General features: G+C 66.9%; 12 protein-coding genes. 8 read left to right on the plus strand and 4 right to left on the minus strand.

Annotated features, from left to right (window positions below):
* Positions 1-15: 15 nt before the first annotated feature.
* The 3 genes from KW835_RS06460 (at position 16) to argG (ending at position 2,528) form a co-directional block, all read left to right on the plus strand.
* The gene (locus tag KW835_RS06460) at positions 16-660 is read left to right on the plus strand and encodes a glycine zipper 2TM domain-containing protein (protein ID WP_218381496.1); all 645 of its coding nucleotides are present in this window, start codon (positions 16-18) and stop codon (positions 658-660) included.
* Positions 661-834: 174 nt separating this feature from the next.
* The gene (locus tag KW835_RS06465; RefSeq protein WP_218381498.1) at positions 835-1,152 is read left to right on the plus strand and encodes a pyrimidine/purine nucleoside phosphorylase; all 318 of its coding nucleotides are present in this window, start codon (positions 835-837) and stop codon (positions 1,150-1,152) included.
* 38 nt (positions 1,153-1,190) lie between these two features.
* Positions 1,191-2,528 carry an argininosuccinate synthase gene (argG, locus tag KW835_RS06470; RefSeq protein ID WP_218381500.1) on the plus strand — a complete coding sequence of 446 codons (1,338 nt, stop codon included), beginning with the start codon at positions 1,191-1,193 and terminating at the stop codon, positions 2,526-2,528.
* A gap of 274 nt (positions 2,529-2,802) precedes the next feature.
* Here argG and murB read toward each other — a convergent pair whose 3' ends face one another.
* Positions 2,803-3,879: a UDP-N-acetylmuramate dehydrogenase gene (gene murB, locus KW835_RS06475; protein ID WP_218381502.1), complete on the minus strand. Its 1,077-nt coding sequence runs from the start codon at positions 3,877-3,879 to the stop codon at positions 2,803-2,805.
* An 80-nt stretch (positions 3,880-3,959) separates the two neighbouring features.
* On the opposite strand from murB, the gene KW835_RS06480 reads away from it, so the two are divergent.
* The 3 genes from KW835_RS06480 to KW835_RS06490 all read left to right on the plus strand — a co-directional run bounded on the left by KW835_RS06480 (position 3,960) and on the right by KW835_RS06490 (position 6,283).
* Positions 3,960-4,445, plus strand: coding sequence for a YajQ family cyclic di-GMP-binding protein (locus tag KW835_RS06480; RefSeq protein WP_218381503.1), 486 nt, complete (start codon positions 3,960-3,962; stop codon positions 4,443-4,445).
* A 122-nt stretch (positions 4,446-4,567) separates the two neighbouring features.
* On the plus strand, positions 4,568-5,227 hold the full coding sequence (locus KW835_RS06485; RefSeq protein ID WP_218381555.1) for a TIGR02281 family clan AA aspartic protease: 660 nt from the start codon (positions 4,568-4,570) through the stop codon (positions 5,225-5,227).
* Between the two features lie 36 nt (positions 5,228-5,263).
* Entirely contained in the window at positions 5,264-6,283 is a 1,020-nt protein-coding gene (locus tag KW835_RS06490) for an HD-GYP domain-containing protein (RefSeq protein WP_218381505.1), read from the plus strand.
* 93 nt (positions 6,284-6,376) lie between these two features.
* Here KW835_RS06490 and plsY read toward each other — a convergent pair whose 3' ends face one another.
* The 3 genes from plsY to KW835_RS06505 all read right to left on the minus strand — a co-directional run bounded on the left by plsY (position 6,377) and on the right by KW835_RS06505 (position 8,631).
* Positions 6,377-7,042 (minus strand): glycerol-3-phosphate 1-O-acyltransferase PlsY, encoded by a 666-nt coding sequence (gene plsY / locus KW835_RS06495; RefSeq protein WP_218381507.1) that lies wholly within the window; start codon positions 7,040-7,042, stop codon positions 6,377-6,379.
* Between the two features lie 56 nt (positions 7,043-7,098).
* The gene (locus KW835_RS06500) at positions 7,099-7,590 is read right to left on the minus strand and encodes an aminoacyl-tRNA deacylase (protein WP_218381509.1); all 492 of its coding nucleotides are present in this window, start codon (positions 7,588-7,590) and stop codon (positions 7,099-7,101) included.
* A gap of 81 nt (positions 7,591-7,671) precedes the next feature.
* Entirely contained in the window at positions 7,672-8,631 is a 960-nt protein-coding gene (locus KW835_RS06505; RefSeq protein ID WP_218381511.1) for a LysR family transcriptional regulator, read from the minus strand.
* Between the two features lie 176 nt (positions 8,632-8,807).
* On the opposite strand from KW835_RS06505, the gene KW835_RS06510 reads away from it, so the two are divergent.
* Positions 8,808-9,809, plus strand: a complete 1,002-nt coding sequence (locus tag KW835_RS06510) for a tripartite tricarboxylate transporter substrate binding protein (RefSeq protein WP_218381513.1) — start codon at positions 8,808-8,810, stop codon at positions 9,807-9,809.
* A gap of 37 nt (positions 9,810-9,846) precedes the next feature.
* Positions 9,847-11,271, plus strand: a complete 1,425-nt coding sequence (locus KW835_RS06515) for a M20 family metallopeptidase (RefSeq protein WP_218381515.1) — start codon at positions 9,847-9,849, stop codon at positions 11,269-11,271.
* Positions 11,272-11,429 lie beyond the last annotated feature (158 nt).

Consider the following 11,429-nt stretch of genomic DNA (forward strand, 5'->3'; position numbering starts at 1 on the left):
GAAAGGAGTTTCTCCATGAAAAAGATCATCGTTTTTTCCGCCATCGCAGCAGTTGCCACGGTGGCCAGCGCACAGGAACAGGGCCGCGTGCTGTCGGCCACGCCGGTCGTGCAGCAAATCGCCACGCCCCAGCAGGTCTGCGGCAATGAAACCGTTTACAGCGGCAACCGCACCACAGGTGCCGGCGCCGTGGTGGGCGCCATTGCTGGCGGTGCCGCCGGCAATGCCATCGGCAAGGGCAGCGGCCGCGCCGCAGCCACGGCCATCGGCCTGATCGGTGGGGCCGTGATCGGCAACCAGATCGAAGGCGGCCAGCCGCAGTACCAGAATGTGCAGCGCTGCACGACCGAGACGTACTACCAGAACCGCACCGTGGGCTATGACGTGGTTTACGAATACGCAGGCCGCCAGTACACCACCCGCACGCAGCATGATCCGGGCCGCTGGATCCCTGTGAGCGTGCAGCCCGGCCAGACCTACTCCACGCAGCCGGATCCATATGCGTCCCAGGGCGTGTACAGCCAGCCCGGCGTGGTCACATCGACCTACCCGGTGCAGCCCGTGTACCAGCAGCCCACGTATGTGACGCCTCCCGTCACCGTGATCGAATACGGCTACGACCGCCCCTACCACCACCACCGCAACCCGTACTGGCGCTGAGCCCCCGGGCCCCGTGCAGCCGCGACGACAAAGAGCCCTTCGGGGCTCTTTTCATTGGGGTGCCGCCCGGGCGCTGTTGAACGGGTGTGGCCCTTCTTCCAGCATGCGTTGGCGGGAGGGCCGCGTCCCCTGCCCTAAAATCGCGGGTTTCCTCCAACCCAAACCAGCGCATCCATGACCACCGAAAAAATCGACGGCGTGTCCGTCACCACCCAGGCCAATGTGTACTTTGACGGCAAGTGCGTGAGCCACGGCATCACCTTCCCTGATGGCACGAAGAAGTCGGTGGGCGTGGTGCTGCCCGCAACGCTGACGTTCAACACCGGCGCGCCGGAGATCATGGAATGCGTGGCGGGCTCGTGCGAGTACAAGCTCGACGGCACCGACAGCTGGGTGAAGTCCTCGGCGGGCGAGAAGTTCAGCGTGCCAGGCAACTCCAAGTTCGACATTCGCGTGGCCGAGGCCTATCACTACATCTGCCACTTCGGCTGATCCTGCCCTCCCCTTCGACGACGACCACGGACACCGCAATGGCCACCATCCTCCAAAACCTGCCCACCGGCCAGAAGGTCGGCATCGCCTTCTCCGGCGGCCTCGACACCAGCGCAGCCTTGCACTGGATGAAGCTCAAGGGCGCCGTTCCCTATGCCTACACTGCCAATCTGGGCCAGCCCGACGAGCCCGACTACGACGCCATCCCGCGCAAGGCGATGGAATACGGCGCCGAGAAGGCCCGCCTGATCGACTGCCGCGTGCAGCTGGCCCACGAAGGCATCGCCGCCCTGCAGGCCGGCGCCTTCCACATCTCCACCGGCGGCCTGACCTACTTCAACACCACGCCCCTGGGCCGCGCCGTGACCGGCACCATGCTCGTGGCGGCCATGAAGGAAGACGACGTCAACATCTGGGGCGACGGCTCGACCTTCAAGGGCAACGACATCGAGCGCTTTTACCGCTACGGCCTGCTGACCAACCCGTCGCTCAAGATCTACAAGCCCTGGCTGGACCAGCTGTTCATCGACGAACTGGGCGGCCGTGCCGAGATGTCGGCATTCATGACGCAAGCCGGCTTCGGCTACAAGATGAGCGCCGAGAAGGCCTACAGCACCGACAGCAACATGCTGGGCGCCACGCACGAGGCCAAGGACCTGGAGTTCCTCAGCAGCGGCATCCGCATCGTGAACCCCATCATGGGCGTCGCGTTCTGGAAGGACGATGTGGCGGTCAAGGCCGAGGAAGTCTCGGTGACCTTCCACGAAGGCCAGCCCGTCGCCCTGAACGGCAAGGAATTCAACGACCCGGTCGAGCTGATCCTGGAAGCCAACCGCATCGGCGGCCGCCACGGCCTGGGCATGAGCGACCAGATCGAGAACCGCATCATCGAAGCCAAGAGCCGCGGCATCTACGAAGCCCCGGGCCTGGCGCTGCTGCACATCGCCTACGAACGCCTGGTGACCGGCATCCACAACGAAGACACCATCGAGCAGTACCGCATGAACGGCCTGAAACTCGGCCGCCTGCTGTACCAGGGCCGCTGGTTCGACCCCCAGGCCATCATGCTGCGCGAAACCGCCCAGCGCTGGGTGGCCCGCGCCGTCACCGGCACGGTCACGCTGGAACTGCGCCGCGGCAATGACTACTCGCTGCTGAACACCGAATCGCCCAATCTGACCTACGCGCCCGAGCGCCTGTCGATGGAGAAGGTGGAAGACGCGCCGTTCAGCCCGCTGGACCGCATCGGCCAGCTGACCATGCGCAACCTGGACATCTCGGACACGCGCAACAAGCTGGGCGTGTACGCCAAGTCAGGCCTGTTGTCGCTGGGCGGCAACGCGGCCCTGGCCCAGCTGGAAAACGACCGCAAGTGAGGTCCAGGTGGGTGCGGCACCGGAGAGCAATCCCGGCCGCCCCACCCCGCCCCACCCCGCCCCACCCCACCCCGCCTGCAACGGCGGCACAGAGCACGGCTCCCTAGCTGTACCAGTGTTGAATAGGCATTAAAATAGCCCCTACCGCTTGATAGACAAGCGCTAGCAGCTATCAAATAAATAGCTAAGCCACCGATCATCGATCCGGTGGCTTTTTTCATGGTGCGGGGCTCTGTGCGACCCACCCGGCTGGGGCATCGCCAGGCCGAACGCGCTACACCACCACCGGCTCAGGCTCCAGCCGGATGCCGAAGCGCTCGTACACGCTGGTCTGGATGGCCTTGGCCAGGGTCATCACCTCGCCGCCCGTCACACTGTCGGCGCCCCGCCCCCGATTCACCAGGACCAGGGCCTGCTTCTCGTACACGCCCGCCTTGCCGATGGACTTGCCCTTCCAGCCGCAAGCGTCGATGAGCCAGCCGGCTGCCAGCTTGATGCTCCCGTCCGGCATGGGGTAGTGCACGATGCGCGGCTCGCGGGCGATGATGTCGGCGCACTGGTCGGGCGAGACCGTGGGGTTCTTGAAGAAGCTGCCGGCGTTGCCCACCACCGCGGGGTCGGGCAGCTTGGCGCGGCGGATCTCGCAGATCCAGTCGAATATCTGCTGTGCGGTAGGCTGCTGCACGCCTTCGTCGGCCATGCGCCGCTCCAGATCCACGTAGCCCAGCACAGGCTTCCAGGGCTTGGGCAGGTGAAACCGCACATGGGTGATGACGGCCCGCCCCTCCAGGCCCATGCCGCGGGGCAGGCCATCCGCGCCCACGGCGTCCGAGGGCGCGCCGTGCTTGAACACCGAGTCCCGGTAGCCAAATCCGCACTGCGCCGCATCCAGAGTGAACGTGCGGCCCGTCGACAGGTCGATGGCGTCCAGCGAATCGAAGCGGTCCTGCAACTCCACGCCATAGGCGCCGATGTTCTGCACGGGCGATGCCCCCACGGTGCCGGGAATCAGCGCGAGGTTCTCAAGGCCCGCAAAGCCCTGCGCCAATGTCCAGGCCACGCAGTCGTGCCACACCTCGCCGGCGCCGGCTTCCACGATCCAGGCCTTGGCGGTTTCCTGCACCAGGCGCAGGCCCTTGATCTCCATCTTGAGCACGACAGGCTTCACATCACCGGTCAGAATGATGTTGCTGCCGCCACCCAGCACGAACTTGGGGGCCGATGAGAGCGCAGGATCGGCCAGCACGGCCAGCACGTCTTCCACGGAGTGCACACGCACCAGCGTCTGTGCGCGCGCGGCGATGCCAAAGGTGTTGCAGGGCTGCAAAGGGGCGTTTTTCTCGACTACCATTGGCCCGATTGTCGCATCGGGCCTTGCGTGCCCCCTGCCCACACCCCCTGTTTCCCCGAGATTGATTGAGAGTAGTCACCATGCCATCTTTTGACACCGTCTGCGAAGCCAACCTGGTCGAAGTGAAGAACGCGGTCGAGAACACCGCCAAGGAAATCGCCACCCGTTTCGACTTCAAGGGCACGTCGGCCAGCATCGAGATCAAGGACAAGGACATCACCCTGGTCGGCGATGCCGACTTCCAGCTCACCCAGATCGAGGACGTGCTGCGCAACAAACTCACCAAGCGCAACGTGGATGTGCGCTTCCTGGACATGGGCGACGTGCAGAAGATCGGCGGCGACAAGGTCAAGCAGGTCATCAAGGTGAAGAACGGCATCGAGAGCGAGCTGGCCAAGAAGATCCAGAAGCTGCTCAAGGAAAGCAAGCTCAAGGTGCAAGGCGCCATCCAGGAGGACAAGGTGCGCGTGACGGGCGCCAAGCGCGACGACCTGCAGGCCGCCATGGCACTGATCCGCAAGGACGTGACGGACACGCCGCTGTCGTTCGACAACTTCAGGGACTAGAAATGCCCCCCCTGAGTCGCTTCGCGCCGCCCTCCCCGGGGAGGACGACGCCTGTGGCCTGGCAAAGCCAGTTCCACGGCGTCCGCCGGCTGCGCCCGCGCCAGTTACGAGCAATGTGCTCGATGCTGGGCGCTGCGCACCTTCAGTTGCGCGTGGCTGCAGCCCTCGCCGCCCTGTGCCTGGCGCCTGCCTGGGCACACGCCCAGTCGGTGGGCATTGCGGGCATGCTGGGCAGCAAGGCGCTGCTGGTGGTGGATGCACATCCACCGCGGGCGCTGGGCGCGGGGGACGAGTTTCAGGGGGTGAAGGTCATTGCCGTGGGCAAGGACGAAGCCACCGTCGAGATCAAGGGCGGGCAGCGCGTGCTGCGACTGGGCGAAGCCCCCGTGAGCGTGGGCAGAAAGGGCGGCAGCGGCCGGCGCGTGGTGCTGGTGGCCGACAGCCGTGGCCACTTCGTGAACAGCGGCACCATCAATGGACGGGTGATGCAGTACATGGTGGACACGGGCGCGACTTCCGTGGCCATCGGCCGCACAGATGCAGAGCGCATGGGGCTGAACTACCAGGGCGGGCAGCCCGTGCGCATGAGCACGGCCAATGGCGTATCGCAGGGCTGGCGCATGAAGCTCGACTCGGTGCGGATCGGTGATGTGGAGGTTTTCGGCGTCGAAGCCGTGATCACCCCCCAGCCCATGCCCTACGTGCTGCTGGGCAACAGCTTCCTCAACGAGTTCCAGATGACACGCATGAACAACGAGATGGTGCTGGAAAAACGCCACTGACCACGCTCAAGCCCGTACTTTCCAGACACACCGGCCATGTCAGTTCACCACCCCAACGGCAACCCGCACGCGGAAGGCGAGTACGAAGACCTGCTCAGCCTGTGGTCCGACCTGGAGGCGGCGCTCTCGGTCATGCTCTCGCGCCCGATGCACGTGCAGGATTTCCCGGCCAAGGTGCGCCAGTTCGACGGTTGGCTCCAGGACCTGGTGGCGCACGACATCGACGCGGCGCTGTACCTGATGTTCCAGCTGGCCTCCACCTCCACCGTGGGCTACAGCGCATCGCACGCGCTGGTGTGCGGCACGCTGTGCCACATCATGGCGCTGGAGCTGCAGCTGTCCCCGCGCGAGCGCGACAGTCTGGTGCGCGCGGCGCTGACGATGAACATCGGCATGACCGCGTTGCAGGACGAACTGGCCGAGCAGCGCGAGCGCCCCACCGCGGCGCAGCAGGAGGCCATCAAGGGCCACCCCGAAGAAAGCATGATGCTGCTGGAGCGTCTGTTCATCAACGATGCGCTCTGGCTCGACGTCGTCGGGCAGCACCACGCCAGCATTGCCGACCGCGTACCGCTGGCCCAACAGGCGCCCGAAGACAGGCTCACACGCATCCTGGGCACCATCGACCGCTATGCGGCCATGATCAGCCCGCGCAAATCCCGCGCCGGACGCAGTGCGACCGACTCGGTACGTGCCATCGTGGGGCAGGAGATCGACCAGCGCGACGAGGTGAGCTACACGCTGGTGCGCTCCATAGGCCTGTGCCCGCCGGGCACCTTCGTCAAATTGGACAACGGCGACACCGCCATCGTGCTGCGCCGCAGCGAGAAGGCCAACCACCCGCTGGTGGCCAGCCTGCTGGACCGCAGCGGCCACCACCATGCCCAGCCCAGCCTCTATCAGACGGCAAGCGGCAAGCCGCGCATCCAGTCAGCCCTGGCGCGCTCTGCAGTGAGCCTGGAACTCAACCACCGCACGATGATGCGGCTCGGCCTGTATGCCGCCCAGCACAGTGCCGGGCTCCGGGGCCTGATCACGGGGCCGGGGTCGCTCTAGAGACGGTACGCCGGCACGGCCCGCAGACACTGGCACCAAGCGATACCACGCGCGGCGAGCACAACCACCACGCCGCCATGACCAGAAGACACCCTACTTGGCTGATTTGCCAGCAGCCTGCGCACCGGCCTGCGCCTTCTTGCTGCCCAGGCGCGATTCCTTGCCCGCGATCAGGCGCTGGATGTTCTCCTTGTGCCGCCAGGCCAGCAGCAATGCCATCGCCACGATGGACGCAGCGATGGTGCCTTCGGCATACCAGACCACGCCGTCGACCAGCAGGTAGTACACGGGCGCAAACGCGGCAGCCACCAGCGAGGCCAGCGACGAGTAGCGAAAAAAGAACGCAATGATGATCCACGTGAGCGCCGTGGCCAGGCCCAGCCACGGGCTGATGCCCATCAGCACGCCCAGGGCCGTGGCCACGCCCTTGCCTCCCTCGAAGCGAAAGAACACGGGCCACAAATGGCCCAGGAACGCCGCCAGGCCCACCATGGCCACGGTGCCGTCTTCCAGCCCATAGGGGTGGCCGAACCACATCACCAGCGCCACGGGCAGCCAGCCCTTCAGCGCGTCGAGCAGCAGCGTGATGATGGCCGCGGCCTTGGAGCCCGAGCGCAGCACATTGGTGGCGCCGGGGTTCTTGCTGCCGTAGGTGCGCGGGTCGCTCAGACCCATGACGCGCGTCACGATGACGGCGAACGACAGCGAGCCCAGCAGGTAGGCGGCCACGGTGGCAAGCAGGGGATAGACGGCGGTCAAAGCAATTCCTCGTTGGTCGGTGGATCAGCCTTCTGGCGGGCTGTGGTCGGGGCGGCCTATTCTGCCAGCGCGCAGTGCACCGGCTTCGCACCCAGCAACTGCACGCACACCTGCGGGTCCAGCTGCACCAGAAAGCCCCGCCGCCCGCCGTTGATGGCGATGCGGGGAAGCGCAAGAATGGTCTCCTCGATGTACACGGGCATCGCGCGCCGCGTGCCGAAGGGCGAAGTGCCTCCGACCAGGTAGCCGCTGTGCCGGTTGGCGACTTCCGGCGCGCAGGGCTCGACCGACTTGGCGCCGATCTGGCGTGCCAGGTTCTTGGTGGAGACCTTGCGGTTGCCGTGCATCAGCACCAGGAGCGGCTTGGCGTCCTGGTCCTGCATCACCAGCGTCTTGACGACGGTGAAAGGATCGAGCCCCAGCACCTCGGCACTGTGCAGCGCGCCGCCGTGCTCCAGGTACTCGTACGGATGCTCGGTGAAGGCCACCTTGTTCGCCTTGAGCAACTGGGTGGCTTGGGTTTCGGAGACGTGTTCTTTCTTGGCCATGGTGCGGTCTGGGTAGGAAGCGAATGGTAGCCACTTGCAGCAGCGCCCGCCCGCCGTGCGACGCCAGTGCCGCCCGCGCCGTCACGGCCACGCGGCCTGCGCGGCGACCCGTGCCTTGCGCCTCCCGACCTTGCGTTTGCCGTACTGCTCAATGGCCGCTACCAGCGCGTCGGTGAACTGCTGCACCAGCGCCGACGGCACCCGCCCGTCGCCCGCCAGCACCTGCAGGCGGCGCTGCTGCAGTTGCGCTTCGTCGAAAGGCCGGGCCGCCAGCAGGCCTGCCTCCACCCAGCGCGCCGCCGTCAGGTAGCTGGCCAGCGCCACGTCCTGGCCACTGAGCAGCGGCAGCAGCGCGGACGAGAAGTTGCTCTCCACCGCGGGCACATAGCGCAGCCCCTGCACCGCGCAGCTCAGGTCGAACAGCTGGCGCCCTGTGATGCTGCTTGCGCCCATGAGCAGCGGGTAGCGCACCACGTCGGCCACCGTCACGCTGCGCTGGCGGGCCAGCGGGTGCTGCGCGGGCATGATGGCGTAGATCGGGGCGATGGCAGAGTGCAGCACCTGCAGCCCCTTCTCGGGCGCCACGCTGTACTTCAACGCCAGATCCACCTCGCCACGCAGCAGCAGCGCCGACACCTCCTGCGGCACGGCCACCTGCAGCTGCAGCTGCACCTGGGGGTGAGCCAGCCGAAAGCCGGACATCACCAGCGGCATGAAGGTCGCGGCAAATCCTTCGGTGCACGCCACCCGTACACGCAGCGCGCCCTGGGCCGACAACCCCTGGAGCTGGTCCACCAGCTCGGCGGCCTGCGCATCGTGCGCATTGGCATGGGCCAGCAATCGCGTGCCGGCCTCGGTCAAGGCCATGCCACGTGCCTGGCGCTCGAAGAGCACCACGCCCAGGCTGTCTTCCAGCTTGCCCAGCTGGCGGCTCACGGCAGAGGCCGCCACATGCAGGCGCTGCGCCGCCTGGTTGACGGAGCCGGTGCGCGCCACCTCCAGAAAGTAGCGCAAGGGCAGGCTGAGCAATGAAACAGGCACGGTATCTCCATCCACAAAAAGGCAATAGTCAATTGCTAAATCTCTATTCAAAGCAATGGTAAACCGGCTTCCATCTTGCATGGCTTGAGGCTCCAATTGATCCATGCCCGTGTGCATCCGCCATGCCGTCCTGTTGCGGCGGCGCCTGCCGCCCGGGCCTCACCACCGGAGTCCGCATGAAAAATCGCTTTGTACGAGCCTCGCTGTTGTCCGCTGCCTTGGCAGTGCTTGCCAGCATGGGCAACCCATCCATGGCCCAAACGGCCGCGCAGCCTGAGGCCTGGCCCCAGCGCCCCGTGCGCCTGGTGGTGCCCTTTCCGCCCGGCGGCGGCACCGACGCCGTGGCCCGCGCGCTGGGCCAGAAGCTCGCCACCCGCCTGGGCCAGCCGGTCGTCATCGACAACAAGCCTGGCGCCTCCACCATCATCGGCACCGACAGCGTGGTGAAGGCAGACCCGGACGGCTACACGCTGCTGGTATCAGGCTCCACCAGTTACACCGTCAATGCCGCGCTGCGCCCCAGGCTGCCGTACGACCCGCTGAAGGACCTGGCGCCGGTGGCCATCGTGGCGCGCGCGCCGCTGGTCGTGGTGGTCAACGCCAACTCGCCCTACAAGGACCTGGCCGCCCTGCTGGCCGCCGCCAAGGCCGCACCCAAGACGATCAACTACGCCACTTTCGGCTCGGGCTCCGCGCCGCATCTGGTGGGCGCACTGATCGAGCAGGCCGCCGATGTGCGGCTGCAGGACGTACCCTACCGCGGCAGCGCGCAGGCCATGATGGGCCTCATCGGCGGCGAGATCCAGATGGCCGTGGACACCGTGGCCAGCGCCGCGCCGCACGTGCGCTCGGGCAAGCTGCGCGCCCTGGCCATCGCCGGCAACGAGCGCGCCCGCGCCCTGCCGACGGTGCCCACCGTGCAGGAGCTCAAGCTGCCTGACGCCGCCTTCGACGGCTGGTACGCCGTGGCCGCCCCGTCGCGCACCCCGACGGCCGTGGTGGACAAGCTGCTCAAGGACGTGGAGGCCGCCCTGCGCGACCCCCACCTGCAGGAGCAGATCCGTGCCCAGGGCATGGAGCCCGTGTTCATCGGCCCCAAGGCCATGCACGCCGCCATGGACAACGAGATCGGCCGCTACCGCGCACTGGTCCACCGCGCCAAGATCGTCGTGGAGTGACGGCTGGCATGAGCACATCACCACAAGGATGAAAACGATGACCCGTGAACAACTGATCGGCAGCGTCCAGCGTTACTTCGATGACGGCCGTTTCGAGGGCGACCTGCGCCGCCGAGTGGCCCGGCGCACCGAGAGCGACACCGGCAAGCTGCCGCCCGAGCTGCGCACCTACCTCACCGACGAGATGGTTCCGTGGCTCAGCCCCCTGGGCTTCGAATGCCAGGTGCTGGAGAACCCCTCGCCCCAGGGGGGGCCCTTCCTGATCGCCCGGCGCGTGGAAGACCCAGCCCTCCCCACCGTGCTCACCTACGGCCATGGCGACGTGGTCAACGGCCAGGAGAGCCAGTGGCGCGAGGGCCTTTCGCCCTGGGAGCTGACCATCGAGGGCGACCGCTGGTTCGGCCGTGGCACCGCCGACAACAAGGGCCAGCACACAGTGAGCCTGGCGGCCCTGGCGCACGCCATCGACGCCCGCGCGGGACGCCTGGGCTACAACGTGACGCTGCTCATGGAGATGGGCGAAGAGGCGGGATCCCCCGGCCTGGCTGCATTCTGCGAAGCTCACCGCGAGGCGCTGAAGGCCGACCTCTTCCTGGCCAGCGACGGCCCGCGCGTGAATGCGGGCCACCCCACCCTCTTTCTGGGCTCGCGCGGCGCGATCAATTTCTCGCTCACCGTGCGCAGCCGCGACAAGGCCTACCACTCGGGCAACTGGGGCGGCGTGTTGGCCAACCCGGCGACGGTGCTCACCCATGCGCTGGCCACGCTGGTGGACGCGAAGGGCCGCATCCTCATCAAAGGCCTGCTGCCGCCTGCGGTACCCGACAAGCTGCGCACGGCGCTCAAGGACGTGGTGATTGGCGCAGGCGCCGATGACCCCACGCTCACGCCCGGCTGGGGCGAGCCCGGGCTCAGCCCCGCGGAGCGGCTGGTGGGCTGGAACACGCTGGAGGTGCTGGCGCTGGGCGCGGGCAACGCGCAGCGGCCCATCAACGCCATTCCCTCGCAGGCCGTGGCGCACTGCCAGCTGCGTTTTGTGGTGGGCACCGATTGGCAGAACATGCAGGCCACGCTGCGCGAACACCTGGACGCGCATGGCTTCGGCCAGGTCGAGATCGCCATGGGCATGCACTGCGGCGCCACGCGTCTGGACCTGCACAACCCCTGGGTGGATTGGACAATGGCCTCGCTGCAGGCCAGCGCCGGCCAGCCCGCCACGCTGCTGCCCAATCTGGCGGGATCGCTGCCCAACGACATCTTTGCCGACCAGCTGGGCCTGCCCACGCTGTGGGTACCCCACTCATACCCCGCCTGCGCCCAGCATGCGCCCAACGAGCACCTGCTGGCGCCCGTGGCGCGCGAAGGGCTGGCTGTGATGGCCGGCCTGTTCTGGGACCTGGGTGAACCCCAAGGGACCCCGTGGACGCAAGGGCGCACCCACCGCCGGGAAGTGACTGCCTGACGGCGGCGCGCAAAGACTCGCAGAAAGAAAGTGACCCGTCCTGAATTACGTTGACACTCAAACAGCCGGCGTTCAGCCGGCCAGGGACGCCCGGTGCACAGCATCGGGCGTTTGCATTTTGAGCGACAGATGGGGTCGTTCGTGGTTGTAGATCTGCA

Origin of the sequence: Acidovorax sp. sic0104 (assembly GCF_019219095.1) — a bacterium.
Lineage (GTDB): Bacteria > Pseudomonadota > Gammaproteobacteria > Burkholderiales > Burkholderiaceae_C > Acidovorax.

Coding starts and splice junctions, on each gene's coding strand:
- argG (WP_218381500.1), top strand. CDS start 1,191: ATGGCCACCATCCTCCAAAACCTGCCCACCGGCCAGAAGGTCGGCATC.
- KW835_RS06460 (WP_218381496.1), top strand. CDS start 16: ATGAAAAAGATCATCGTTTTTTCCGCCATCGCAGCAGTTGCCACGGTG.
- KW835_RS06485 (WP_218381555.1), top strand. CDS start 4,568: ATGCTGGGCGCTGCGCACCTTCAGTTGCGCGTGGCTGCAGCCCTCGCC.
- KW835_RS06510 (WP_218381513.1), top strand. CDS start 8,808: ATGAAAAATCGCTTTGTACGAGCCTCGCTGTTGTCCGCTGCCTTGGCA.
- KW835_RS06515 (WP_218381515.1), top strand. CDS start 9,847: ATGACCCGTGAACAACTGATCGGCAGCGTCCAGCGTTACTTCGATGAC.
- murB (WP_218381502.1), bottom strand. CDS start 3,879: ATGGTAGTCGAGAAAAACGCCCCTTTGCAGCCCTGCAACACCTTTGGC.
- KW835_RS06480 (WP_218381503.1), top strand. CDS start 3,960: ATGCCATCTTTTGACACCGTCTGCGAAGCCAACCTGGTCGAAGTGAAG.
- KW835_RS06465 (WP_218381498.1), top strand. CDS start 835: ATGACCACCGAAAAAATCGACGGCGTGTCCGTCACCACCCAGGCCAAT.
- KW835_RS06490 (WP_218381505.1), top strand. CDS start 5,264: ATGTCAGTTCACCACCCCAACGGCAACCCGCACGCGGAAGGCGAGTAC.
- KW835_RS06500 (WP_218381509.1), bottom strand. CDS start 7,590: ATGGCCAAGAAAGAACACGTCTCCGAAACCCAAGCCACCCAGTTGCTC.